Origin of the sequence: Mangrovihabitans endophyticus (assembly GCF_014646155.1) — a bacterium.
Classification (GTDB): Bacteria; Actinomycetota; Actinomycetes; order Mycobacteriales; family Micromonosporaceae; genus Actinoplanes; species Actinoplanes endophyticus.
Genome location: NZ_BMMX01000001.1, coordinates 494,229 through 519,453 on the forward strand (window position 1 = coordinate 494,229; position 25,225 = coordinate 519,453).

At 70.5% G+C, this 25,225-nt stretch carries 18 protein-coding genes; 14 read left to right on the forward strand and 4 right to left on the reverse strand.

Annotated features, from left to right (window positions below; all coding sequences use genetic code 11):
* Entirely contained in the window at positions 1-1,272 is a 1,272-nt protein-coding gene (locus tag IEY73_RS01870) for a cytochrome P450 (RefSeq protein ID WP_189077248.1), read from the reverse strand.
* A gap of 217 nt (positions 1,273-1,489) precedes the next feature.
* On the opposite strand from IEY73_RS01870, the gene IEY73_RS01875 reads away from it, so the two are divergent.
* Both IEY73_RS01875 and IEY73_RS01880 read left to right on the forward strand, forming a co-directional pair.
* On the forward strand, positions 1,490-2,335 hold the full coding sequence (locus IEY73_RS01875) for an aspartyl/asparaginyl beta-hydroxylase domain-containing protein (RefSeq protein ID WP_189077249.1): 846 nt from the start codon (positions 1,490-1,492) through the stop codon (positions 2,333-2,335).
* On the forward strand, positions 2,332-3,246 hold the full coding sequence (locus tag IEY73_RS01880; RefSeq protein ID WP_189077250.1) for a hypothetical protein: 915 nt from the start codon (positions 2,332-2,334) through the stop codon (positions 3,244-3,246). The genes IEY73_RS01875 and IEY73_RS01880 overlap by 4 nt, the downstream gene beginning before the upstream one ends.
* Positions 3,247-3,294: 48 nt before the next feature.
* Here IEY73_RS01880 and IEY73_RS01885 read toward each other — a convergent pair whose 3' ends face one another.
* Positions 3,295-5,676: an HAD-IC family P-type ATPase gene (locus IEY73_RS01885; RefSeq protein ID WP_189077251.1), complete on the reverse strand. Its 2,382-nt coding sequence runs from the start codon at positions 5,674-5,676 to the stop codon at positions 3,295-3,297.
* 259 nt (positions 5,677-5,935) lie between these two features.
* Between IEY73_RS01885 and IEY73_RS01890 the strand changes: the two genes are divergently transcribed.
* The 9 genes from IEY73_RS01890 (at position 5,936) to IEY73_RS01930 (ending at position 14,883) form a co-directional block, all read left to right on the forward strand.
* Positions 5,936-7,714 (forward strand): fatty acyl-AMP ligase, encoded by a 1,779-nt coding sequence (locus IEY73_RS01890; RefSeq protein ID WP_189077252.1) that lies wholly within the window; start codon positions 5,936-5,938, stop codon positions 7,712-7,714.
* The gene (locus IEY73_RS01895) at positions 7,711-7,959 is read left to right on the forward strand and encodes an acyl carrier protein (RefSeq protein ID WP_229715360.1); all 249 of its coding nucleotides are present in this window, start codon (positions 7,711-7,713) and stop codon (positions 7,957-7,959) included. The genes IEY73_RS01890 and IEY73_RS01895 overlap by 4 nt, the downstream gene beginning before the upstream one ends.
* A 72-nt stretch (positions 7,960-8,031) precedes the next feature.
* Positions 8,032-9,159 carry an inositol-3-phosphate synthase gene (locus tag IEY73_RS01900; protein WP_189077253.1) on the forward strand — a complete coding sequence of 376 codons (1,128 nt, stop codon included), beginning with the start codon at positions 8,032-8,034 and terminating at the stop codon, positions 9,157-9,159.
* The gene (locus IEY73_RS01905; RefSeq protein WP_189077254.1) at positions 9,159-10,001 is read left to right on the forward strand and encodes an SCO3242 family prenyltransferase; all 843 of its coding nucleotides are present in this window, start codon (positions 9,159-9,161) and stop codon (positions 9,999-10,001) included. Before IEY73_RS01900 ends, IEY73_RS01905 begins: the two co-directional genes overlap by 1 nt.
* A gap of 5 nt (positions 10,002-10,006) precedes the next feature.
* Positions 10,007-10,867, forward strand: a complete 861-nt coding sequence (locus tag IEY73_RS01910) for a sugar phosphate isomerase/epimerase family protein (protein WP_189077255.1) — start codon at positions 10,007-10,009, stop codon at positions 10,865-10,867.
* On the forward strand, positions 10,864-11,469 hold the full coding sequence (locus tag IEY73_RS01915) for an EboA domain-containing protein (RefSeq protein WP_189077256.1): 606 nt from the start codon (positions 10,864-10,866) through the stop codon (positions 11,467-11,469). The genes IEY73_RS01910 and IEY73_RS01915 overlap by 4 nt, the downstream gene beginning before the upstream one ends.
* A complete protein-coding gene (locus IEY73_RS01920; protein WP_189077257.1) occupies positions 11,469-12,320 on the forward strand; it encodes a TatD family hydrolase in 852 nt (283 codons plus the stop codon). The genes IEY73_RS01915 and IEY73_RS01920 overlap by 1 nt, the downstream gene beginning before the upstream one ends.
* Positions 12,320-13,477, forward strand: a complete 1,158-nt coding sequence (eboE, locus tag IEY73_RS01925; protein ID WP_189077258.1) for a metabolite traffic protein EboE — start codon at positions 12,320-12,322, stop codon at positions 13,475-13,477. The genes IEY73_RS01920 and eboE overlap by 1 nt, the downstream gene beginning before the upstream one ends.
* Positions 13,474-14,883 carry an alkaline phosphatase family protein gene (locus tag IEY73_RS01930; RefSeq protein WP_189077259.1) on the forward strand — a complete coding sequence of 470 codons (1,410 nt, stop codon included), beginning with the start codon at positions 13,474-13,476 and terminating at the stop codon, positions 14,881-14,883. The genes eboE and IEY73_RS01930 overlap by 4 nt, the downstream gene beginning before the upstream one ends.
* Positions 14,884-14,963: 80 nt before the next feature.
* Here IEY73_RS01930 and IEY73_RS01935 read toward each other — a convergent pair whose 3' ends face one another.
* A complete protein-coding gene (locus IEY73_RS01935; RefSeq protein ID WP_189077260.1) occupies positions 14,964-15,755 on the reverse strand; it encodes a hypothetical protein in 792 nt (263 codons plus the stop codon).
* 170 nt (positions 15,756-15,925) lie between these two features.
* Here IEY73_RS01935 and IEY73_RS01940 point away from each other — a divergent pair, with 170 nt between their 5' ends.
* Together IEY73_RS01940 and IEY73_RS01945 are read left to right on the forward strand one after the other, a co-directional pair.
* Entirely contained in the window at positions 15,926-20,935 is a 5,010-nt protein-coding gene (locus IEY73_RS01940; protein WP_268240398.1) for a DUF6531 domain-containing protein, read from the forward strand.
* 269 nt (positions 20,936-21,204) lie between these two features.
* Positions 21,205-22,647 (forward strand): hypothetical protein, encoded by a 1,443-nt coding sequence (locus IEY73_RS01945; RefSeq protein WP_189077262.1) that lies wholly within the window; start codon positions 21,205-21,207, stop codon positions 22,645-22,647.
* A gap of 63 nt (positions 22,648-22,710) precedes the next feature.
* Here the strand turns inward: IEY73_RS01945 and IEY73_RS01950 are convergent, their stop codons facing one another.
* Positions 22,711-23,784 (reverse strand): glycoside hydrolase family 43 protein, encoded by a 1,074-nt coding sequence (locus tag IEY73_RS01950; protein ID WP_229715362.1) that lies wholly within the window; start codon positions 23,782-23,784, stop codon positions 22,711-22,713.
* A 128-nt stretch (positions 23,785-23,912) separates the two neighbouring features.
* Between IEY73_RS01950 and IEY73_RS01955 the strand changes: the two genes are divergently transcribed.
* Entirely contained in the window at positions 23,913-25,211 is a 1,299-nt protein-coding gene (locus IEY73_RS01955; RefSeq protein ID WP_189077264.1) for a hypothetical protein, read from the forward strand.
* Positions 25,212-25,225 lie beyond the last annotated feature (14 nt).

A 25,225-nucleotide genomic window follows, 5' to 3' on the forward strand; every position in this document is an offset into this window, starting at 1 on the left:
TCAGCGCCGCCCTCGCCGGCTCTCCGCGACGAACTGGACGGGCAGGCTGCTGATGCCGCTGAGGAGATTCGAATAGATCCGGCAGGCGGGTCCGGTCTGCTGGATGCTCGCGGTCAGATCCCGCAGCGCCGCGAGCATCTCGCTGATCTCCACCCGTGCCAGGTAGGCGCCGAGGCAGAAGTGCGGACCGTGCCCGAAGGTGATGTGCTGGTTCGGTGTGCGGCCGAGATCGAAGTGGTCCGGCCGGTCGAAGACCCGCTCGTCCCGGTTGGCGGAGGCGTGCCAGAGGGTGACGATCTCCCCGGCGGGGATCCGCTCGCCGCCCACGGTGACGTCCTGCACGGTGGTGCGGCCGAAGTGCATGGTCGGCGTGGCCCAGCGAAGCGTCTCCTCGGTGGCCGCGGCCAGGGTGGCGTCGCCCTCCTTCAACCGGCGCCACTCGTCCGGCCGTGTGGCGAGCGTGGCGACCGAATCGATCATGGTGAGCCGGCTCGTCTCGTCGCCTCCGATGATCAAGCTGTAACAGTTGAGGATGACGTCGTCGTCGCTGAGCGGCACGCCGCCGATCTCGCTGTTCGCCAGCACGCTGATGACGTCGTCGCCGGGCCGGCTGCGGCGCGCCTCCACCAGGTCTCCGAAGTAGAGCAGGATCTCGTTGCGCGCCATGGCGGAAGCGGCCGGATCGGTATGCCTCTCGTCGGAACTGAGCGCGGACTTCGTGAGCGTGAGCAGGAAGGACCGGTCCGCCTTCGGCACGCCCAGCAGGTCGCAGATCGTGGTGATCGGGATCTGGCTGGCGACGTCGCGGGCGAAGTCGCACTCGCCGCGCTCAATGGCCTCGCTCAGCAGCCGGCGGGCGTTCGCCCGGACCCGCTCGGCAATCGGCTGCAGCACTCGTGGCGAGAACGAGCGCAGCAGCACGTTGCGCAGGTCCCGGTGGCGTTGTCCGTCGGTGACCGCGAGCATGCGGCCTGCGGCCGAGTCGCCGCCGGCGAGCAGTGTGACAAGCACGTTTCCGTGCTCGGAGGTGAATCGCACGTTGTCCCGGTACACCGCGGTGATGTCGGCGAACCGGCTGACCACCCAGAAGCCCGGAACGCCGTCGCGCGGTGGCTGACGGTAGACGGGCCGTTGCGCGCGGACGGTGCGCCAGAAGGCCGACATGTCGTGCCGGGCGAACGTCTCCGGGCTGCCCAGGTCGAATTCCTCGATAGACGTCGATGTGATGCCGCCCGGCAGCGGCGCGGCGGAACGGGTTCCAGAATGGGTCATGGCGGCGACCTGCCCGATGCGTCGGTGGTTTCAGGGATGAGCTTTAACGCCCATATGCTGCCACCGCCGCACTCGAATATCAATTGATGTATGTCTTCCAGTGGGATGGCATTTATCGGGCATCCGCATCTTTAGTCGTGAGCTTAATGAGGGCGACCGGATTTTCGGCCGATGTTAGTGTCGCCGCGGACTGTGAAACAATCGGAAGGATCGTCGAATGGTCGCCATTTCGGCCCTCGAAGCCCAAGTCGGGCGGGTCTGCGAGCTCCCTCCACTCGACCTTGACCGCGCAGTTGGCGAGGCCCTTGTGGTCCCCTCCGATCTGGTCACGGAGTACGGTGAATACCAGAGCGGCGGCTGGGACACGCTGTCGCTCTACAACGACAGCGGCAATCCCATGGATGCCAAAATTCGTGACTGTGAGGCGCGCGAGACCTCCGTCCTGGAGCGCATGCCAGCGATGCGGCGGCTGTTGCGCTCCTTCGGCCTCCGCTATATGTGGGTGCGTATCGCCCGGCTCCGCGGCAATTCATTCCTCTGGGAGCACCGCGACTACGGTGAACTCGCGGCACGGGAACGGCACCGGCTGCACATTCCGCTGCGCACCAACCGGTCCGCCGGGCTGGTGCTCGGCGGCGCACGCGTGCACATGACCTACGGCTCGGTGTGGCGGCTCGACCCGACCAACCCGCACGGCGCGTGCAACATGACCGGCCCGGATCGCCTGCACGTCATCATGGACTGCTACGGGGACGACGCCTTCCATCGGCTGGCACGGGGCATGGGGCTGGAGCGCGATGACGTGCACTGGCTGCCGGAGCCGTCCAAGGCAGACCTCGCCGAGCACCTCGACAACGCGGTCACCCTCGCCCGCCTCGGATACCGGCGCGCGGCCGAGCACCTGCTGCTGCGGCTCTACTACCGCTACGCGATGCCGGAAGGCACGACCTACGACCTGATCGTGGACGCTTACCAGCGTCTCGACGAGCCGGAGCAAGCCGAGACGTGGGCCTCCCGCAAGGCCGTCATGCTCGGCACCGAGACCGCCGAGGAGCCGTCGTGAGCCAGATCATGACCGAGGCCCTGGTGGACGCGGGGCGGCACCGTGCGTTCGCGCTGATCGAGGAGGTCGTTGAACATCTGGCGGCCGGTCCGTACGTCAGCCACATCCACCTCTGCGGCCCGGCCGCGCACGGCGACCCGGTGCCGGTGGAAGGCATCACGCTCGCAGTGGCGGTCCACGACCGGCACGTCGCCGACCTGTGGCAGGTGCTCGACCCCCTGGTCCTCACCGACCTCGGCGCCGTGCTGCCCGGATGGCAGGACCGGCGCTGCGCGTCCGCGGACCGGGAGGCGGTCTACCTCATCGGCCGCGGCTCCACACTGACGCGGCTGCGGATCCGCGTGATGCCGACCAGCATGGCCGGTTGCTTTCCCCCGAACCTGCCCACCCGGTTGATCTACGGCACGGAGCCGGCCGCGGACCGGCCCTCGGACGCCGTCCCGCGACCGGCGGAACCCGGCAGCGCCCCCCGGCCCACGGCGACGGCCGCGGAACTCCTGGTCGAGCTGCTCTGCCTGTTGCACCAGGCGTCGGACCGGGCGCACCGGGGCCTGTTCCTCGAGTCATACGGTGACATGGCCGACGTCAGGGCGGCGTTGCGTGACCTGGTCGCGCTCTCCCTCGGCGAGACCGTGCCCGGCGGATCCTGGTACGGCATCGACGCGGCTCTGAGCCACACCACCATCGGCCGCGCCTGCCGCCGCGAGCTGCGCAACCTCGTGTCCAGCCTGCCGTCGGGAGAACCCGCGCAGATCAGCGCCATCTTGGACACGTGCCTGCGCGTGGTGCGCCTGACCGCGCCGCAGGTTCTGACGGAGCTGTCAGGTCAGATCGATTCGTACCGGCGTTACCTGGACATTCCTGCCGACGAACGTACGCTCGTCGCCGCGCCGACCGGGGGCGGGGCGTGAGCCGCTGCCAGGTCCCGCGCGACGACCACACCGACCGGCAGCGGTCGTTCACCGCCCTCGGGACAGCCGAGCCCAGATGCCCTCCAGGAGCAGTCCCGCGCCCACCGACACGGCCAGCGCGGCCAGGGGAGCCGCCGTACCGACCAGGCGCAGGGCGAAGAACTGCTGGAGGAACGGCACCACCAGGGTGAGCCCGAACGCGGCCGCCATCGCCAGCACCAGCAGCACCCGCCACCGGGTGTACGGCCGGCTGATGATCGCCAGCACCCAGAGCCCGAACACGAACAGCGCCAGCGTGGCGCATGAGGTCTCGGCCGCCAGGTCACCACGGTAATGCGCGCGGGCGATGAGATACGAGGTCATCGTGGTCACCGCCCCGAGCACCCCGGCGGGAAGTGCGAACCGCAGCACCCGGGCGATGAAACCCGGCCGCGCCCGGTCGGCCGTCGGGGCGAGCGCCAGCATGAAGGAGGGCAGGCCGATGGTGAGCGTGCCGATCAGCGTCAGATGCCGAGGCAGGAACGGGTACGGCACCTGAACCAGCGCCACCACGACCGCGAGCAGCACCGAGTAGACCGTCTTCGTGAGGAACAGGTTCGCCACCCGTTCGATGTTGCCGATCACCCGGCGGCCCTCGGCCACGACCGCAGGCAGCACCGAGAAGTCGTTGTTCAGCAGGACCAACTGGGCCACCCCGCGCGTCGCCGGGCTGCCGGAACCCATGCAGATGCCGATGTCGGCGTGCTTGAGGGCGGGCACGTCGTTGACGCCGTCGCCGGTCATCGCCACGGTGTGGCCCTGAGCTTGCAGCGCCGCCACGATCTCGCGCTTGCGCACCGGGCTGACCCGGCCGAACACGGCGGCCGACTCGGTCACGCGGCTCAGCTCCTCGTCCGGGACATGCCGGGCGTCCACCGGCCGGTCCGCGCCGGGCAACCCCAGCGCGGTGGCGACCGCCCCCACCGCGACGGCGTTGTCACCGGACACGATCTTGGTCGACACGCCCTGCGCGGCGAAGTAACGCAGGATCCGCGGAGCCTCCTCCCGTAGCTGCTGGCCCAGGAGCACGAGCGCGACCGGGTCCACCGGTCCGGCCTCACCCGGGTGGTCATCCAGCGGCGTGGCCCGCCGCGCCAGCAGCAGAACCCGCAGCCCGCGCCTGGCGAGCTCGTCCACCCGGGACAGCACCGGGTCCGCCGGGCGCAGCAGCACGTCGGGGGCGCCGAGCACCCAGGTGACGGTCGCACCCGAGGGCTGTACGGCGAACGTCGCGCCGGACCACTTCCGGGCGGAGGAGAACGGCGCCACCGCACGCGGTTGCCAGTCGGGCGGCGTCGGCCGGCTCTGGCCGATGGCGCGCAGGCTCGCGTTCGGCCGTTCCTCCGTGTCGGCCAGCGCGCCGAGCGCGGCGTCGGCCTCCGCGGCGGTGGTCGCGCCGGAGAGCAACTCCACGTCCCGCAGCGTCATCGCGGCGGTGGTCAGCGTGCCGGTCTTGTCCAGACAGACGACGTCCACCCGGGCGAGTCCTTCAATCGCGGGCAGCTCCTGCACCAGGCACTGGCGGCGGCCGAGCCGGATGACGCCGACCGCGAACGCCACGGACGTCAGCAGCACCAGACCCTCCGGCACCATCGGCACCAGCCCGGCCACCATGCGCCGAACGGCCTCCGGCAGGTCGCCGCGGTTGACCATCAGTTGACTGGCGACGAGCGCCGCCGCGGTCGGGATGATGGCCCAGGTGACAAGGCGCAGTATCCGGTTGATGCCGTTACGCAGCTCCGAGTCCACCAGAGTGAACTTTCGAGCCTCCTCGGCCTGCCGGGCCGCGTACGCCTCCCGGCCGACCCGGGTGGTCACCATGGCGCCTGAACCGGCGACCACGAAACTGGCCGAGAGCACCGGGTCGCCCGGCATCTTGAGCAGCGGATCCGTCTCGCCGGTCAGCAGCGACTCGTCGATCTCCAGTCCGTCGCTCTCCACCACCGTGCCGTCGACCACGATCCTGTCGCCGGCGCCCACCTCCACCACGTCGTCGATGACGATTTCGGCGGCGGTGATCTCGTCGCTGCGCCCGTCGCGCCGCACCGTCGGGCGGACCGCGCTCAGCAACGTCAGCCGGTCCAGCGTGCGCTTGGCACGCAGTTCCTGCGCCATGCCGATCAGCGTGTTGGCGATGATGACCCCGCCGAAGAGCGCGTCCTGAATCGGCCCGACGACCAGGATGACGGCGAAGAGCACCCCGACGATCGCATTGATCCGGGTGAAGAGATTCGCGCGGACGATCTCCATCACGCTCCGGCTGGACCGGACCGGTACGTCGTTGACCATGCCGGCGGCCGTCCGCTCGGCTACCTCCGCGGTGCTGAGCCCTGTCGCGACCGAGGGGTGCGGGCTCACCGCCGGCTCGCCGACCTGTCCGGACCCGTGCATGAGTTCCCCTCCCCGTCGTTCGCTCGACTGCCGCCCCCAACGGCGGCCCACGCCGACGGTAGGGCGCTCGGCCCGCCGCGAAACAGCCACGAAAGGCATCGCCGCCTACGACTTTCGGGAGAGGCCGGCTCAGGGGGATCCACGGACCTCGTACTTTCCGCGCTGTCTTAACGAGGGCGCGTCGGTGTCGTTCTCGTTGTTAGCGTCAGTCCCGCCAGGGCGCCCGCACGGTGTCGTCCCCCATGATCGGGAGACCTTCATGACGGATCTCACGGAGTACCCGAACGCCGTCGCGCCGGTGATGGAGTGGGCGTCGTCACGATCTGACCAGGATGCGGTCGTGCTGCTCGGCGACGATGTGGACGCCCCAGCCGAACACATCTCGTACGCCGAGCTCGACCGGCGGGCGCGTGGCGTTGCCGCCTGGCTGGCGGCCCGCCTCCCCACCGGCTCCCGGGTTCTGCTCGTCTACCCACCGGTCGGCTTCATCACCGGCTTCCTCGGCTGCCTCTACGCCGGAATGATCGCCGTGCCCGCACCGCTGCCGGGCAACTACCGGCACGAACGACGGCGGGTGCGGCGCATCGCCGCCGACGCCGGTGTCGCCGCGGTGCTGACCGACGTGCGCAGCCTGGCCACTGTGATCGAGTGGACGCGGCAGCACGAACTCACCCAACCGCCCGTGCTGGCCACCGACGGGCCGGATGTGGCCGACCCGGGCACCTGGCCGGGTACCGGCCCGGCACCGGACAGCCTGGCGCTGCTGCAATACACCTCGGGATCGACCGGTGAGCCGAAAGGCGTGATGGTCGGTCACGACAATCTGTTGGCCAACGCCGCCCTGATGGCCCGGACGCTGCACATCGCCCCGGGGACCCGCTTCGGCGGCTGGGCGCCGCACTACCACGACATGGGGCTCATGGCGCAAACGCTGCCGGCCCTGCTGCGGGGCAGCACGTGCGTGCTGCTCAGCCCCGGCGCCTTCGTACGGCGCCCGGTGCGCTGGCTGCAGGCCATCGACCGCTACGACATCGGCTGGTCCGCCGCGCCCAACTTCGGCTACGAGCTGTGCACCCGCCGCATTTCCGCGGCCGACATGGCCACCGTGGACCTGAGCCGCTGGCGGCACGCGGTGAACGGCTCGGAGCCGGTGCGCGCCGACACCATGGCCGCGTTCGCCGATCACGCGGCCGTGGCCGGGTTCCGGCCCGAGTCGGCGTCCTCGTGCTACGGGCTGGCGGAGGCGACGGTTTTCGTGTCCGGCGCGCCTCCCCGGACGCCAACCGTGGCCCGCGTCGACTCCCAGGCGCTCGCGAACCTGGAGTTCCGGGCCGCGGGCCCGGACGACGCCGCCCGGCGACTGCCCGGGAACGGCTCCGCGGCCGGTTACGACGTGCGCGTCGTCGATCCGGTCACGCGGGCCGTGCTGCCACCCGGCCGGATCGGCGAGCTCTGGCTGCGCGGTCCCAGCGTGGCCCGCGGGTATTGGGGCAACGCCGGTGCGACGGAGGAGACCTTCCGGGCGCGCACCGCCGACGCCGACGGCGGTTTTCTGCGCACCGGCGACCTCGGGCTGGTGGACGACGGCGAGATCTACGTGACCGGGCGGATGAAGGAGATGATGGTGCTGCACGGCCGTAACCTCTACCCACAGGACATCGAGCAGGAACTGCGGGCGCACCACCCGGAACTGGGCAACATCGGTGCCGCCTTCTCGGTGGAGACTTCCGCGACCGACGACCGCGAGGCGCTGGTCGTCACGCATGAGCTGCGGGAGCGCATCCCCGGGCCGGGACTGCGCGATCTGGCGGTCGGCATGCGCCAGACCGTCACGCGCGAGTTCGGCGTGGGCGCGGCCGGCATCGTCTTGCTGCGACGCGGCCACGTCCGGCGCACCACCAGCGGGAAGATCGAACGGTCCGCGATGCGCAAGATGTTCCTGGCAGGGGAACTGGAAGCCCTGCACAGCGATCTGAGCCCCGCACTGGCGGCGCACCGGACCGCGCGGTCCGGTGCGGACGAGGCGGCGGCCCGGTGACCCCGTCGGCCGGGGACGACCTGCGCGGGTGGCTGACCATGGCGGTGGCACGCCACCTGGAACGGCCGCCCGCGGAGGTCGACGCGTCGACGCCGCTGAGCCAGTACGGCCTCGACTCGGTGCACGCGTTCGCGCTCGCCGAGGAGATCGAAGACCACCTGGGTGTGGCGGTGGAGCCGACGATCACGCTGGAACGGCCCACCATCGACGAACTCGTCGCGTACCTGGCCGCCGTGCGCACCTGACGAGCGACTCGCCGACCGATCCATCTCCCTGGAGCCGGTCGCGGCAGCCGGGCGACTGTTTGGAGACCCATGATGCGTACAGGAATGTGGTTGGTCGGCGCCCGTGGCGCCGTCGCCGTCACCAGCGTGACCGGTTTGCTGGCGGTACGAGCCGGCCTGACGGGGACCGCCGGATGCGTCACCGAACTGCCGCAGTTCAGCGGCCGGGGATTGCCCGACCTGGCCGACCTGGTGGTGGGCGGCTACGACGTGGTCGGCACCCCGCTGCTCAAGCGGGCCGAACAGCTCAGCGCCGCCGGGGTGCTGCCCGGCCCGCTCCTGGCGGCCGTGGCCGGGGAACTGGCCGAGGTGGACAAGCGGGTGCTGATGCTGCCGGTCCGGGCCACCGCGGCCGAGACCGTCGAAGCGGTGATCGGCGATCTGACCGCCTTCCGGGACCGGCATGACCTGGACGCGCTCGTCGTGGTCAACGTGGCCAGCACCGAGCCGCGCCCCGCGGACCACCCGGCGCACGCCGACGTGACCATGCTGCGCGGACATCTGGAGGTGCTGCCGCCGAGCGCCCTCATGGCGTGCGCGGCGTTCGAGGCGGGCTGCGCGTTCGTCGACTTCACCCCGTCGGCGGGGGTCCGCCTGCCGGCACTCGACGAACTGGCCCGGCTGCGCGGTGTCCCGTACGCGGGAAGTGACGGCAAGACCGGTGAGACACTCATCCGCTCTGTGCTCGCGCCGATGTTCGCCAGTCGCAACCTGACGGTTCGAAGCTGGTCGGGGGTGAACCTGCTGGGCGGCGGCGACGGTGCGACCCTCACCGACCCGGGTGCCAACGCCGCGAAGACCGCCAGCAAGGAACGGGTGCTCAGCGAGGTGCTCGGGTACCGGCCGCAGGGCAGCACCCGGATCGACTACGTCGAGGAGCTCGGGGATTTCAAAACCGCGTGGGATCTCATCAGCTTCGCGGGTTTCCTCGGTACCCGGATGCGGCTGGAGTTCACCTGGCACGGCTGCGACTCGGCGCTGGCTGCGCCGCTGGTGCTGGACCTCACCCGGCTGACCGCCGCGGCGCAGCGGGCGAACCGGTCCGGCGCGCTTGCCGAACTCGCCTTCTTCTTCAAGGACCCGGCGGGGGCCGCCCCCGCCGGCCTGGCCGAGCAATGGTCGGCCCTGGTGTCGTTCGTGTCCGCCCTGGACGCCGCCTGATGGGACGGCTGCGTGATCTCGCCGAGCTGGTCCGGGCGCCGGCCGCGCTCTCGGTGCCCGGTGACCTGGTCGCGGGTGCCGGGGCGGCGGCCGTGCTGGGAGCGGATACGGCCGGGCTCGCCGCGGCATCGGTGGGCCTCTACTGGGCGGGCATGGCCGCCAACGACTGGGCCGACCGCGGCCGTGACGCCGTCGAGCGCCCGGAGCGCCCGATCCCGTCCGGTCGCGTCCGGCCGGGTACCGCGTTCGGCGTCGCGGCCGGGCTGACCGCGGCGAGCCTGACGGTCGCCGGTGTGACCGGGGGACGCCGCGCTCTCGCGGTGGCCGTGCCGTTGGCGGCGTGCGTTTGGGCCTACGACCTCGCGCTGAAAGAGACTGCGGCGGGACCGGCGGCGATGGCGGCCTGCCGCGGCTTGAACGTGCTGTTGGGCGCGGCCCGTCGAGGATCGCGCGGCGCGCTGCCGTCTGCTGCCCTCGTGGCGGCGCACACGTACGCGGTCACCGCCCTGTCCCGCGACGAGGTCCGCGGGACACGCCCGCAGCTACCCGCCGCGACCCTGGTGGCCACGGCCGTCGTCGCGGCCGGGAGCGCGGTGCGATCGGGCCGGCTCGCCGCCGTGCTGGCCGGTGGCTACCTGACCAGCTTCGGAGTCGCGCAGGCACGCGCCATCGGGGACCCGTGCCCCGCGACGGTGCGTGCCGCCGTCCGCACCGGGATCACCTCACTGCCGATGTTGCAGGCCGCGCTGACGGCGCGCGCGGGTGCCCCGCTTGCCGCGCTGGCGGTCGCCGCGAGCGCACCGCTGGGGCGACGGCTCGCGCGGGTGGTCACGCCGACGTGACCGGTATGACGGAACCACGCTGGGGGTACGGCACCAACGGGTTCACCGATCATCGCCTGCCGGACGCGCTTCGCGTGCTGGCCGACCTCGGTTACCGCGGAGTCGCGTTGACCCTGGATCACGCGCATCTCGATCCGTTCGCGCCGGGCCTGGCACGCCGGCTCGCCGCGGTCGCCGAACTCCTGGGTGAGCTGAGGCTCGCCGTGGTCGTCGAGACCGGCGCACGTTATCTGCTGGATCCGTTCCACAAGCACGCGCCGACCCTGGTGCACGACGAGCGCGCCAAGCGGATCGATTACCTGCGAAGGGCGGTGTCGATCGGTGCCGACCTCGGCGCCGAGGCGGTCTCGTTCTGGGCGGGCGTACGACCGGCGCACGTCGGCGCCGATCTTGCCTGGCGGCGGCTCGTGGACGGATGCGCTGAGGTCGTCGCGGCCGCCGAGACCGCGGGAGTCGTCCTTGGTTTCGAGCCGGAACCCGGGATGCTCGTCGAGGACCTCGCCGGATGGCACCGCCTGCGCACCGCGCTCGGCGCGCCGCCCGTCTTCGGTCTCACCCTCGACATTGGACATTGTCGCTGCCTGGAAGCGCGCGACGTGCCGGAGTGCGTCACTGCCGCAGCGCCCCATCTGGTGCATGTCCAGATCGACGACATGCGCCGCGGGGTGCACGAACACCTGGAGTTCGGCGCCGGTGAGATCGACTTTCCGCCCGTGCTGCGGGCACTGGGCGATGCCGGTTACCGCGGTCTGGTGTCGGTCGAACTTCCCCGGCACTCGCACGCCGCCGCCTCCGTCGCCGCCTCCTCGTTGCAGTTTCTGCGCTGTGCGGCAGTGGCCGCCGGGGTCGCCGGAGGCGATCGGTGAACCCCGCGGCCGCACCGCCCAGCGGGCCGCACTGGCTGGCGGAAGCGCAGGCCGGCGTGCTGCGGGATCCGGACACCGCGGGCACGCTGATCGCGGCGGCGGCGCGCGAGTTGCCTCCCGCCGGGGTCACGCGCGGGCGCGCGGTGCTGCTCGCGGCCGTCCTGCGCGCCGATGCCGGGGTGGCCCGGCTGGCCACCCTGTACCGGCACGGCGACAGCGGCGAGAAACTCGACCTGCTGCGAGCGCTGCCGCTGCTGCCCGATCCGGGCGGGCTCCCGGCCGCGGCGATCCCGCTGCTGCGGGACGCGCTGCGCAGCAACGACGATCGTCTGGTGGCCGCCGCGCTCGGACCGTACTCCGACCATCTCGACCAGGCGGCCTGGCGGCACGGCGTCCTCAAATGTGTCTTTCTCGGTGTCCCACTGGCCCGCGTGCACCGGCTCGGCGAGCGGGCCGACGCAGAGCTGGCGGTGATGATCGGTGGGCTCGCCGCCGAGCGCGACGCCGCGGGGCGCCGCCTGCCGCCCGATGCCGCGGCGTTGCTGCGGCACCTCACCGCAGCAACGACCGACGACCAACCGGTGACACCGGCGGAGGGCTGATGCGCATCTTCGACCCGCACATCCACATGACGTCACGGACCACCGACGACTATTCCGCGATGGCGGCAGCCGGTGTGAAGGCGGTCGTGGAACCGGCGTTCTGGCTGGGGCAGCCACGGACCTGTCCCGGGTCCTTCGCCGACTACTTCGACTCGCTGGTCGGCTGGGAGCCGTACCGCGCCGGGCAGTTCGGAATCCGGCACTACGCGACGATCGCGCTGAACCCCAAAGAGGCCAACGATCTTCGGCTCACCCCCGTGCTTGACATGGTGCCGCGCTACCTCGCCAAGGAGAACGTGGTGGCGGTGGGGGAGATCGGCTACGACACCATGACACCGCAAGAGGACACGGCGTTCGCTGCGCAACTCGCGATGGCGATGACGGCCGGGCTTCCGGCCCTGGTGCACACACCACACCGGGACAAGGCCCGCGGCACCGCGCGGAGCCTGGCGGTGGTCGCCGAGTCCGGCATCGGCGCGGACCTCGTCGTGCTCGATCACCTGAACGAGGTCACCGTGCGGCAGGTCCGCGATGCGGGCTGCTGGGCCGGGTTTTCCCTCTATCCGGAGACCAAGATGACACCGGGCCGCATGGTCGAGCTGCTCAAGAAGTACGGCACGGAGCGGATGTTGGTCAACTCGGCAGCCGACTGGGGCCGTTCCGATCCGCTGCTGACTGTCCGGACCGCTGAGGCGATGCTGGCGTCCGGCTTCACCGAGGCGGCCGTCGATCAGGTGTTCTGGGGCAATCCGACGGAGTTCTTCGGGCGATCCGGGCGTTTGACGCCCGCGATCGCGGGCGCGGCGGACGAGGCGTACGCGGGCAACTCGATCACCAGGGGAGGCCGGTGATGCGCCTGCGGCACCCCGACGGAGCCACCGTGCACCTCGGCTACTGCACCAACGTCCACCCGGCCGAGGACCTGGCCGGCGTCATCGGCCAGCTCGACCGGTACGCCGTGCCGGTCCGCGAACGCCTCGGTGCGGACGTGCTGGGGCTGGGCCTGTGGCTGGCCGCCCCGGTAGCCGATGAACTCGCCGCCGACGCGGCTGCGGTGCGTCGGCTTCGCGCTGAGCTGAACGCACGCGGCCTGGAGGTAGTGACCCTCAACGGTTTCCCGTACCGGGCGTTCCAGGCGCCGGTCGTCAAACACGGCGTGTACCACCCGGACTGGAGCACGCCGGAACGGCTGAGCTACACCCTGCGGCTCGCCGACATCCAGGCTGGTCTGCTGCCGGACGGAGCGGTCCACGGTTCGATCTCGACGCTGCCGTTGGCCTGGCGGGAGCCGTGGGACGCGGTCCGGGCCGACCGATGCGCGAGGGCCTTGGACGCGCTCGCCGCCGGGCTGGCCGCGGTGCAGGAGCGCACCGGACGGGTCGTCCGGGTCGGATTCGAGCCGGAACCGGGCTGCGTCGTGGAGACCATCGCGGACGCGGTCGGCCGGTTGTCCGGTGCGGACACGACGCGGCTCGGCGTTTGTCTCGATCTGGCGCATCTCGCCTGTGGCTGGCAGGAACCGTCGGAGGCCGTCCGGCAACTCGGCAGCGCCGGGCTGCCGATCGTCAAGGTCCAGGTGTCCGCCGCCTTGGCCAGTGACGACCCGGCCGCTCAGGCGTCCGCACTGCGCAGGTACGCCGAGCCCCGCTTCCTTCATCAGGTCCGTGACCGTGCCGGATTCCGCGCCGACGACCTCGGTGCGGCGCTGACCGGCGACGCCCGCCAACCATGGCGCATCCACTATCACGTTCCGCTGCACGCCGAGCCGGAGCCGCCACTGACCTCCACTATGGACGTTACGCGTGCGGGGCTGCGGGCGATCGTCGGCGGCCAGGCGGCGCTCTGCGACCACCTGGAGATCGAGACCTACACATGGGAGGTGCTGCCATCGCGGCTCCGCCCTCGGACGGACGGATGCCTGGCCGACGGCATCGCGGCCGAAATCGCCTTCGCCCGCGATGAACTGACCGGTCTGGGCCTGGCGTCAACGACCGCGGTGGCCTCGTGAGCCGGCCGCTTGTCGTACTGGACGTGGTCGGCCTGACCGCACGGCTGCTGCCGCACATGCCCCGCCTGTCCGAGGTGGCCGCGACCGGCTTCCGAGCCCGGTTGGAGACCGTGTTGCCCGCCGTGACCTGCCCGGTGCAATCCACCTTCCTCACCGGTGAACTGCCCGCCGGGCATGGGATCGTCGGTAACGGCTGGTTCTTCCGCGATCTCGGTGAGGTGCTGCTCTGGCGGCAGCACAATCGCCTGGTCTCAGGGGAGAAGTTGTGGACGGCGGCGCGCCGGGTGCGGCCCGGCTACACCGTCGCGAACATCTGCTGGTGGTATGCGATGGGCGCCGACGTCGACTGGACGGTGACGCCCCGCCCCGTCTATCACGCCGACGGGCGCAAGGAACCGGACTGCTACACCGATCCGCCCGAACTGCACGACGAACTGACCGGCGAGTTGGGCACGTTCCCGCTCTTCTCGTACTGGGGCCCGCGGGCGGGAATCACCTCGTCACGGTGGATCTGCCGAGCGGCCGAGTCGGTCATGGCCCGGCACGAGCCGGATCTCACCCTCGTCTACATTCCGCACCTCGACTACGACCTGCAACGGTACGGGCCGTCGTCGTCGCAGGCGGTGGCGGCCGCCCGGGAACTGGATGCGGTACTGGCGCCGCTGGTGAACGCCGCGATCACGCGTGGTGCGACCGTGGTGGCGCTCTCCGAGTACGGCATGACCGACGTGGACCGCCCGGTCCACGTCAATCGGGCGTTGCGCGCGGCGGGCCTGCTCCGGGTGCACACCCAGAACGGCAGGGAACTACTCGACCCGTGGACGTCACGTGCCTTCGCCGTGGCGGACCACCAGGTGGCGCATGTCTACGTCCGCGAGCCTGCGGACGTGCCACGCGTCGCCGCGCTCTGCGCACAACTGCCCGGTGTTGCGGAGGTGCTCGGCGCGGGCGCCCAGCAACGACACGGGCTGGCCCACGAACGCTCCGGGGAGCTCGTCCTGGTGGCCGAACCGAGCGCCTGGTTCACCTATTACTACTGGCTGGACGATGCCCGCGCGCCGGACTTCGCGCCCCTCGTCGACATCCATCGCAAACCCGGGTATGACCCCGGCGAGCTCTTCCTGGATCCGGCGAATCCGTACGCCGCGAAGGCGCGAGCGGCCACGGCGCTGCTCCGCAAGAGACTCGGCCTGCGGTACACGATGAACGTGGTCGGTTTGGACGCCGGTGCGCGAGCGGTCCGCGGCTCTCACGGGCGACTGCCGGGGGACCCGGACGAGGGACCGATCCTGATCTGTAGCGATCCGGCGGTACGCCGCCCGGCGTACCGCGCCACGGAAGTGAAGGATCTCCTGCTGGAACTGTCCGCGGCCGCGGCGCCCGCCAACGGCCGTCGTCCGGGCTGACGGGTGGCTGCTCCCTGACGTTCGCGAACAACTGCCTCGGCGCCAGCCTGGAGACCCCGGTGACAACGCAACATCCTGGCTCAGATCGGTTCGGCGATCTGAGCCAGGAGAAACGGAAGACCGAATTCTCGTACGACGGTGAGCGCCTCCTCGCCGACGGGGTCGACCGGCTCGCGGGCCGACACCAGGAAACCCTCGTCGTGGTTGCGATGGGCGGCGCGGACCGAGGCCATGAACTCGTTCGCGCGGGCCCACCAGCAGCGGCCCCATTCGCCCCAGCCGTAGGGCATCACCGCTTTCGGACGCGTGCGGGTCTGGCCGGATTGGGCGCGATAGTTTTCCCAGTGCTTGACGGAGATGAGGCTGAAGGCCAGCGTGAACCGGATCGAGTCGGGGAACGAGCCGATCCGCTGCACGCCGACCTGGGCGAAGTCGTCGGTTGCCGCGGTGAGGCGGTACGTGCGGCCGGACGAGGCGAAGCCCATCGCGCGTAGGCCGGGGGTGAGCACGCGCTTGACCAGTTCGTCGTAGCGGCGCGCGGCCTCGTCGGGGTCGGCGCCGCGGGCGCCGCGGAACAGCGACGGCCCGCGCCCCAGGCGTGACTCTGGCCTGATCATGCTTGCCTCGTAGCGCCGGTCGGCCTCTCGATCGAGCCACACCACAATCCGCCGGGCACCCCCGAGCATGCCGATCGGATGCTGCCGGGTGATCGGTTGCGGCCCCGGCGTCGGTGCCCGCGGCCGCGGGTCGTCGCCGGAACCCGCGACCACGACGGGGATGCCCGCGTCGGCGCCGAAGGCCATCGCGTCGGCGATCGGCGACCCGGTGTGGTCGGGCAGCTCGCGCAGGCAGACGCTCGCGTCGAAGGGCACCGCGCAACCTTAGCAAAGCCGGAAATGTGACAGAGTTGCATTGGCGATGATCAATTGTGAGCGGTCAGCCAGCGCGGAATACCGTGGGTATTTGATTCGCTCCGGTCCGCATTCGTGATCACTCGTTTTTCCCGTTGACAGCCCCGGAGGCCCGTGCTGCGCTGAGGAGCATGACTGATGACGGCAGAGCAAATTCGAATGGAGAAAGCGAGGAAACGGGAAATGAGAGCACGGGGGACGAAGTCTATCTGACCAGGCCGGCCGAGGAGATCTTTGGAGAGCACGCCGGATACGGCTTCGCGGGCCGCAACGTCAATGTGGCGACCGGAAACTACACGACGCACGCCGTCGATCTTTCCTTCGCGGACACCACGCTGGGAATGCTGGACTGGCATCGGACCTACAATTCGCTCGACGCGACCAGGCGACCTCTCGGAATAGGCTGGGCGACCGCCTTCTCCGCACGCCTGCACCAGCGCGAGAACGGCGACGTCGAATTCCACGGCGAGGACGGCCGCGTATTGTTGTTCGAAAGGTCCGGCGACCGCTACCGGCGTCCCCAGGACCTGGAGGCGGATCTCGCGCGCGACGACGACGGGAATTGGACGCTGCGCGCGAACACCGGCGGTACGTGGTCCTTCGACCCGTCCGGGCGGCTGACCGGGCGCGCCGGCGAGGGACAACGCGTGACGCTGACCTACGGCACCGACGACCGCCTGCTGCGCGTGGGCCACTCCTTCGGACCGGTGCTGACGATCGACCACGACGACCGGGGGCTCATCACGGCGGTGCGCAGCGGCGACGGCCGGGTGGTCCGCTACGGCCACGACGACGACGGACACCTGACCTCGGTGTCCGGGCCGGTCGAGGGCGCCGAAACCCGCTACGCGTACGACGCCGACGGCCGGCTCGCGAGCGGGACCGACGCCGACGGAATCCCGTACGTGGCGAACACCTACGACGCCTCAGGACGGGTCGTCCACCAGGACTTCGCGGGTGGCAGCGGCGCCGATGTCGGGTACGAGAATCGCGGGGTGACCCGCGTGACAAGCGTGCCCACCGGGGCCGTGACGGTCTTCGAAACCGGCACGGACGGCCGGCTGATCGCGGTCACCGACGCGAACGGCAACCGGGGCACCTTCGAGTACGACGAGAACGGGCGCCTCACCGGATCGGCCACCCCGGGCGGAGTACGGCGCACGCAGCGCTTCGACGACCGCGGCAACCTGATCGAGCAGACGCTCGGCGGCGCCACCGTGCGCTACACCTACGACAGCCGGAACCGGGTCGTCACCGCGACCGATGCCGAAGGCCTGGTCACCCGCTACGAGTACCCGGGGGATGCGCACGTCGCCAGCGTCATCATCGAGCCCGGCGGCGCGCGGACCGAGCGCGTGGTGGACCGCGGCCTGGTGACCCGGGAGACCGATCCGGACGGCAACACCACGCGGTACGACTACGACGAGCGTGGCGGCCTGGCCCGGGTGACCCTGCCGGACGACACGGTGATCGGCTACTCCTACGACGCGGCGGGACGGCCCGCGGAGCTGACGCTGCCGAATGGGACCACGAACCGCTGGCGCTACGACGCCACCGGGCAGGTGACCTCGTACATCGGCGGTGACGGGCAGGAGAGCGCCTTCGAGTATTCGCCCGCCGGGCGGCTGCGGCGCGAGATCGATCCGAGCGGCTCCGAAGTCCGGTACGACTACGACGCCAACGGTTACCAGACCGGGGTCACCGACCCCATGGGACAGACCACCCGCTTCGCGTACGACGTGGACGGCAACCTCACCACGCTCACCGATCCCGAGGACGGGCGGACCACATTCGAGCACGACGGGTCGGGACGGCTCATGCGCGTGACCGATCCGGTCGGCACCGAGGTCAGCTACTCCTACGATGCCGACGGCAACGCCACCGGCATGACCGATCCCCACGGCACCACCCGGACCGAGTACGACGATCAGGGACGTCCGGTGTCCGTCACCCGGCCGACCGGCGCGGTGACCCGGTACGCGTACGACGATGCGGGCAAGACCACCGGGGTGACCGACCCGGAAGGCGGCCAGTGGAAGATCGAGCACGACGAGGCAGGGATGCCGGTGCGGACGTTCGACCCGACCGGTGCGATGGCGAAGCACACCTGGACGAAGACCGGCTATCTGTCCGAGGTGGTCGACGCGGCGGGCAACTCCGTCAAGACCAACCGGGACAAGCGCGGGCAGGTCGTCGAGACGATCGACCGCAACGGCGGGGTCACGCGCACGAAGTATGACGCCGACGGGCGCCCCATCGCGGTCACCACACCGGCCGGGCTGACGAACCGGACGTCGTACGACGGCGCCGGACGGATCATCACCCAGACCGGCCCGCAGGGCTGGGTCACCCGCTTCGAATACGACAAGCGCGGGCTCAAGACCGCGGAGATCTCGCCGTCCGGGGTCACCACCCGATACCGCCACGACAAGGCCGGCAGGCTCACCTCGGTGACCAACGGCGAGGGCAACCCGACCCTGTACGGCTACGACCGCGCGGGCCGGATGATCTCAGTGACCGACGCCAAGGGGGCGGTGACCCGCTACGCGTACGACAAGGCGGGGCGTGTCGTCGCGGTCACCGACCCGCTCGGGCGTACCACGCGGCGCGAGTACGACAAGGCCGGAAACCTGGCCAAGGTCATCGACGCCGACGATGGTGAGCGGCGCTTCGAGTACGACGCGGATGACCGGCTCGTCAAGCAGTCGGCCGACGACGGCACCGAGGTCTCCTACGCCTACGACAAGGCCGGGCACCGGATCTCGATGACCGACGCCTCCGGCACCACCCAGTTCGGCTACGACAAGGCGGGGCACCTGATCGGCGTCACCGACCCGGACGGCGCGACGACCTCCCTCGACTACACCAAGGCCGGTCTGCCCGGCCGGATCGAGTATCCCGACGACGGTCCCACGGTCGGCTACCGGTACGACGCCAACGGCGGGCTGATCGGCCTCGACGACTCGCGGGCCGGCACCGCGGACTACGCCCTCGACCCGGACGGTCGCCTGCTCACCGAGCAGTTGCCACGGCGGATCGCGCGTCGCTACCGCTACGACCTCGGCCGGCTGGACCGCTTCGAGGTCTGGCGGGACGGGCGGCCGATCTCACGTACCGATCTCACCCGCGACCCGGACGGGCGCATCCTCACCCAGCGTGACACGGATCCGCACACCAGCGAGTTGCGCGCGTTCCGGTACGACCGGCTCGGCCAGCTCGTGTCGGGCCGCACGTGGGACATGCGGCCGTGGCCGTGGGGCGGGCATGAGCACGGCGGCCGGTCTGTGCACACCGCCGCCGAGGAGCGCGGCTTCTGGCAGGAGAATCGCGACGGCACGCTCGACGTCACCTATGACGCCGTCGGCAACCGGACCGCCCTGCGGCACGGCGATCACGAGACGCATTACCGCTACGACGACGCCGACCAACTCGTCTCGTCGTGGTCGCATGGGCATCACACCCGCTTCAAGTACGACGCGTTGGGCCGCCTGGTCGAGGAACGAACCGGCGACGCCCGTCGCGAGATCATCTACGACGGGCTGGGCCGGCCGATCCGTACCGTGGCGGTGCGGTCTGGCGAGGACGACGCCCCTCGCGATGAGATCGAGGCCACCTACAACGGCGACGGGCTGATCACCCGGCTGATCCGGACCCGGACCGACGCCGCGCACGATCAGGAGAGCTCGGCCTCGGTCCGTTATCGGTGGAGCACCGAGCAGATCCCGCAGATCCTGTCGCAGCGCGGCGATCCCGCGCTGTCGGACAGCGAACGCGGTTTCCCCAACCCGTTCGACGCCGATTTCTCGTACGGCTACGGGCGCACCTTCGTGACCCGGAAACACAGTGCGACCAGCTTCGATCGGGACGTGTACGGGTCGATGCTGCGCACGGATCGCACCCGGTGGTGGGCGCAGGCGGAGCGGTACGGTCCGTTCGGCGAGCCCGGAGGCGGCCACGAGTCCCGTCGCGACCGCCGCCGGCGCGGTGACCGTGGCGGAGGTCCGCACCGCACGGACGTGCGAGGAGGCGGCCACGACGACGGCCACGGACCTGACCACGACCACGACCACGGGCACGATCACGACCACGGCCCTGACCACGACCATGGGAACGACCACCACGACCACGGGCACGATCATCCGGAGCGCTGGCGGCTTCCCGAGCTTCCCCGCTTCGGCTATCGCGGCGAGCTTTCGCTCGGCACCATCGTCGATCTGCGGGCGCGCTTCTACGACAGCTCCCGCGGCCGGTTCACCACGCGCGACCCGGTGACCGAGGAGCAGACCGCGCCCGGCGTGCCCGATCATCCGTACGCCTATGTCCGCAACGACCCGCTGAACCGGACGGACCCGCGTGGCCTGCTGGCCGGTCCCGTGGCGAGCGGCCTCGCGGCCGGGGCCGTCGGCGGCGCGCTGGGCGGCACCACCACGACCACGCAGCGGCGGCAAGAGGCGCGAACCATGATCGCGTCGAACGTCTCCATGCTGGTGCGCGCACCGCAATGGGACCGGACATGGCTGCACAACCGCGCCCGCGACGCCGCCCGCGACCAACTGCTGCGGCAGAAGTTCCTGCGTGGCCAGTTCGACGCCGCCCGCTGGATGCACACCGAGTTCCCGATCCCCGGCGGCGGCAAGAGCAACCGCAATCCCGGTGACGGCAGCGTGGACATCCTCTATGACCGTCCCGGCCGGCTCGTCGAAATCTGGGAGGTCAAATCCGCCCTGAAGAACCCCCTCGGCGAGTTCGTGCAGGGCGCCGCCGAGGTCATGCACTACATCGGCGCCTACCAGCGGGCCTTCGGCCGCCCCGCCACGCCCGGTGCCCCGATGCGGGTCCCGGTCCCGGTGTGGGCCGCGTTCGGCGTCTTCGTCGGCTCGCCCGGCTTCAACCCGCTGGGCGTCATCCAGTACTGGGAGTTCAAGTTCGAGCTTCCCGAGTGGCTGAAGGACCTGCTGAAGATGCTCGGCCTGATCCTCCTGCTGATCGGGATCGCGGCGCTGATCGCCCTGCTCATCGCCGAGCTGATCGCACTGTTGCCGGCCGAAATCGTCCTGGGCGGCGCCGCCGCCTTGCTCCTGTTGTTGTTCCTGCTGCTCAACCCGCCGGATCGTCCACAGCCGGTCGATCCGCGAGTCTGATCATGCGCTGAGCCTGCCGCTCCTCGCGGGTGAGGAGGGGCAGGCATCCACGATGGAGGATGCGGGCGTGGACGAAGAGGAAGCACGCTGTGCGTCGTCGTCGATGGCGTCAAGGATGCCGGCGGCTGACCCAGCCTCGGCTTGACGGTGCCGCGACGCACAACAACAGGAGCGTGGCGTACGCCGATCGAGGAGCGCCGTCCCCCTGTCTCCCGATACGTGGTCATCGTGTGTGCCGCCCACTATGGCACTACGCGATCGACCGGCGAATGGGGACGACGATGCCGCTGAGCGAACATCTTCTGCCGTGGCTGCTCGCCAAGAATCTCTTCCGGCCGTACGCCGCGGACAGTTCCGTCCCCACCGGTGTGGACCGGTTGCGGAGGTGGCGCGCGAACCTCGGTGCCCTCGCGATCATTGTGCTCAGCCTTCCCTACCAGACACCGCACGACATCCTGGACGGCTTCCTGGAACGGTCGGCGGTCAACGTCACGATCGCGATCGTGACGGCCGTTGCGCTGGGCGGCCTGCTTGTCGTGTGCGTCTCGGCCGCATCACCGCCGGCGCGCCAGAACGCGCTCCATCGCGCGAAGCAGCCGGCGAAACGGGTGCTGGCCGCGATCGGCATGTGGCTGGGTGCGGTGGTGCTCTCCGTGACGCCGATGCCGGCCGTGCTGCGCATACCGGTCCTCGGCTGGTATGTGCTTTTCCTCCTGACCGGCCTGTTCTATCTGGCGCGCTACCTGTTCGGCACCGAGGAGTTGCATCCCCTCCTCGGACCCGTCGTCGGAAGCGTCGTGGTCACCGCCGTGACGGCTGTCGGCGTGCTATCGGCCAGCGGTGGAGGTCTGCCCGCCCGGGTGGCGTTGACCATCGCCGTCGGGGGGTGGCTGACGTCGATGGTGCTGTCGGTGATCGAGGCATGGCAGCACCGCCGGACGGCGACGGTGGAATTCTTCTGGGACAAGGGCGCCTACCGTGACCGGACGGCCACGGCCGCTGCCCGAGAGCCTGACACGCCGCCGGTTTGGCAACCCATCGAGATCCCCTCGACGGCTACACCAATCCGCTCGATCGACAGCACTCGGCGGTACCGGCGCTCAAACGGTTCACCGGCGACCCCGCTCCTGCTGGGCGAGGCGGTCGACATCGCGATGGAGATGGATCATCGATGGAACGCTACCCATCAGCCCGGGTCGCTGCGATCTCGCGACGGCGACGTCTATCAGATCAACACCGGCGCGGCGGCGATGGCGTACGAAGCCGTCTCCATGCTGCTGTACCGGATGGTCATCGTCCCAGCGCGTCACAATGTGAGCGAGTGGCTCCGGTTGTCCGGCTTGCCGCGGACCTGGCGCAGCTCACCGCGGCTGGCCGCGGCGATCGGCCGGTTCGCGGACGGGCGCTGGCAGGCGGCCCCGTTGCCACCGGGTTGGCCGCCATGGGCGCAGCCGATGGATGACGCCACCGCCGAAGCGACCGCCTGGGCCCTCACCGTTTTCCCCGAGGACGACATCTGGACCCGGCCGGACCTCGTCGATCTCGACCAGCAAAGCTACCGCTCGGTCAAGCCGTGGGCCTTCCCGACCGACCGCCGGGTCACGGTCCGCTTCGCCATGGCGCTCAGCCACGGCTCGTCGCCCGCCGCGAGATCCCTGCTCGCTGTCGATGCCGGTCTGCGCGACGGAGGCCACGACTGGTCCCGCCGCTGATCGGCGGCGTGTCCGCCCCGGTGCGGCGCGTGGCTCGGCCCGGGGGAACGCCATGATCAGGTGCTACTCGAAGAACTTGAGGCCGTAGCCGGCGTTGGTGGTGTCGCCGGGGACATTGGCCCGCCGGTACGTGGTGTTGCCCCACCAGACAGCCGAGCCGATGTACCAGTACCGGGCCGACCACGAGTACGGCGTCCCCTTGGGCACCGCGTGATACATGGTGGCGAACCGGTTACCGGACGGCGGACTGTTGGCTATGTCGCCCTGCACCAGGACGAACGTGTTGCTGCCGGGGCCGTTGACGGCCAGGGTCGCGTCCCAGCCGGACATCATGGCGGCCTGGTAGGAGCCGAACAGGCAGCCGTTGCTCTTGTACCAGTCCCAGACGTACGTGGGATCGCCGCCCGCCTTCAGCCGCACCTCGGCCAGACAGTACTTGTCACTCCAGCTACCGTTGGCGGAGTACACGATGTGCAGTTGCCCGTTCGGATCCAGCAATGGCGTGGGCGCCTCGTTGATGTAGGGATTTCCCACGACCCGCTCCCACGGCTCGCGCGGCTGCGAGATGACGTACCGGCTGCCGGTGGTCGTGGTGGTCGAATTCATCCGTGCCACGTAGAGGTTCTGCTCCACGTTGGTGTCGCCGGACCAGCCGGACCACACGAACCAGCGTTGTCCCTGATAGGTGAAGGGCATGCCATCGATGGCCCACTTGTCTCCGGGCAGGCTGACCTTCGTCGCGGCGGAGTAGCCGGAATCGACCGTGGCCGAGCTGATGTGGTACATCCGATGGGCGGAGCCGGTGCCCGCGGAGAAGTAGATCTGGTAGGCGCCCTGGTAGTACACGATCTCGGGCGCCCAGACCTCGCCGAGGCCGATGTTGTCCTTCCAGACCTGATGCTTGGGCGCGGAGGCGATGCCGGCGAGCGTGGACGCGGTGCGGATCGCGATGCCGCCGTCGACGGACTTGGCGGCGGCGTAGAGGCTGCCAACCCGGATGACGCTCGGATCGGCGCCGCCGAGCTCCTCGTGGCCGGGGAAGCGCAGGCAGAGAGAGCGCTCTCGGCAGCATCGGCCCGGAGATGCATCGCCGTCAATGCCTATACCCCACGTTTTGTCAATATTCTTTACTCTCACCGACCTCTCACCCGGGTCAGGCCCGGCTCCCATCGGCGCGTGGTCTGGTGGGCGGGTCGCTGGGCCACACGCCCCGACCGGGTGATCGGTTCATGCGCGGTCGCCCCGAACCGATCGGAGGAGCATCGATGCAGAGGTCACCGATGACGCGAGGTCGCGCACTGCTTGCGGCGTTCGGCGCCGGGCTTGTCGCGGCCGGCATGGTGAGCGCCACGCCCGCACAGGCAGCGCCGGTCCCTGCCGAGCTTGCCCCACCGCTGTGCGCGTGGGGCGCGCAGGTCAGCGCGGACGGGCTCAACATCCTGTACCCCGACGATTCCGCGTCCTACTGGATTCTGCCCTACCGTGTTCGCCGCAACCTCAGCATCGTGCTCTCGGGCAGCTTCCCGGACAGTCGCTTCGCGTCCGTCTCGGTCTATCAGGCCAACGGTGACGTGGTCGCCGGTGACGGCGCCTCGTCGACCCTGACCGATTTCCAGATCACGCCGGATGCCGGCAGCGTCAACCCGTGGCAGCAGCCCGCTCCGTCCGGTGGTGCCTTCACGGTGACCTTGAGCGCCGGCTCGGCAGCCCCCGGGGCCGCGAACGCCTTGCCGTTGGCCGCCGAGGGGGCTCCGGACGGCGCCCTCGGCTTCGTCATCTACCGGGTGTATCGGCCGGCCGGCGGGCCCGCCGCCGTGCCGCTGCCCGCCGTGACCTTCCATTGGGGCGCCGGCACCGTCCGGATCCCGACGTGCGCTCAGCACGACCAGCGACTCGGGGCGGCGGTGGCGGCGCTCGCCGCCGCCGTGCCGGCGGTTCCGGCCGGCGACTCTGCATTCGCCCGTACGGCCACCCCGAGCCGGTTCTTCCCGAACACCGACTCGGGCTACCTTTCGGCGTCCGTCACGCCACCGAGAGAGCCGGGCACGGTGGTGGTCGTACGGGGAAAGGCGCCGACGACATCGACCGGTGATCATCCGTCGGTATGGCCGTCGCCGGGCACCGACGTGCGGTACACGTCGCTGTGCACCAACCTGTCCGGCCCCACGCACCCGGTGGTCGTCAACCACCTGCCCGGCGGGGGAGTCGACTACGGCTGCCGCCACGACGACCGGACCGAACTCGACGCCGCCGGCTACTACACCTATGTGCTCGGTACCGAGGCGCAACGCTCGCGCATAGAACGCATTCCCGGCGCGACGTTCGTCCCGTTCTCGACGGCCGACCCGGCACGCCAGCATGTGGTGCTGCTGCGTCATATGCTCGCCTCGGACGCGTTCCCGGAGGCTGTGCAGAACGTGCCCGCCGACGGTGATCCCTCGTCCGCGGCGGCGGTGATGGGCCTGTACTATCCGCGGACCGCGACCTGCCCCCTCAGCGCGGTGGCAACTGGGGACATCGAGGCCTGCCCGGTCCTTGCCGGCGAAGCGACGGAGAACGGATGACCGGCGGCGGGGAG

Excerpts from the sequence above, each read along its gene's own strand:
- IEY73_RS01910 (WP_189077255.1), top strand. The coding sequence starts at position 10,007 with ATGACGGAACCACGCTGGGGGTACGGCACCAACGGGTTCACCGATCAT.
- IEY73_RS01905 (WP_189077254.1), top strand. The coding sequence starts at position 9,159 with ATGGGACGGCTGCGTGATCTCGCCGAGCTGGTCCGGGCGCCGGCCGCG.
- IEY73_RS01890 (WP_189077252.1), top strand. The coding sequence starts at position 5,936 with ATGACGGATCTCACGGAGTACCCGAACGCCGTCGCGCCGGTGATGGAG.
- eboE (WP_189077258.1), top strand. The coding sequence starts at position 12,320 with ATGCGCCTGCGGCACCCCGACGGAGCCACCGTGCACCTCGGCTACTGC.
- IEY73_RS01920 (WP_189077257.1), top strand. The coding sequence starts at position 11,469 with ATGCGCATCTTCGACCCGCACATCCACATGACGTCACGGACCACCGAC.
- IEY73_RS01870 (WP_189077248.1), bottom strand. The coding sequence starts at position 1,272 with ATGACCCATTCTGGAACCCGTTCCGCCGCGCCGCTGCCGGGCGGCATC.
- IEY73_RS01875 (WP_189077249.1), top strand. The coding sequence starts at position 1,490 with ATGGTCGCCATTTCGGCCCTCGAAGCCCAAGTCGGGCGGGTCTGCGAG.
- IEY73_RS01885 (WP_189077251.1), bottom strand. The coding sequence starts at position 5,676 with ATGCACGGGTCCGGACAGGTCGGCGAGCCGGCGGTGAGCCCGCACCCC.
- IEY73_RS01955 (WP_189077264.1), top strand. The coding sequence starts at position 23,913 with ATGCAGAGGTCACCGATGACGCGAGGTCGCGCACTGCTTGCGGCGTTC.
- IEY73_RS01940 (WP_268240398.1), top strand. The coding sequence starts at position 15,926 with ATGACTGATGACGGCAGAGCAAATTCGAATGGAGAAAGCGAGGAAACG.
- IEY73_RS01900 (WP_189077253.1), top strand. The coding sequence starts at position 8,032 with ATGCGTACAGGAATGTGGTTGGTCGGCGCCCGTGGCGCCGTCGCCGTC.
- IEY73_RS01945 (WP_189077262.1), top strand. The coding sequence starts at position 21,205 with ATGGGGACGACGATGCCGCTGAGCGAACATCTTCTGCCGTGGCTGCTC.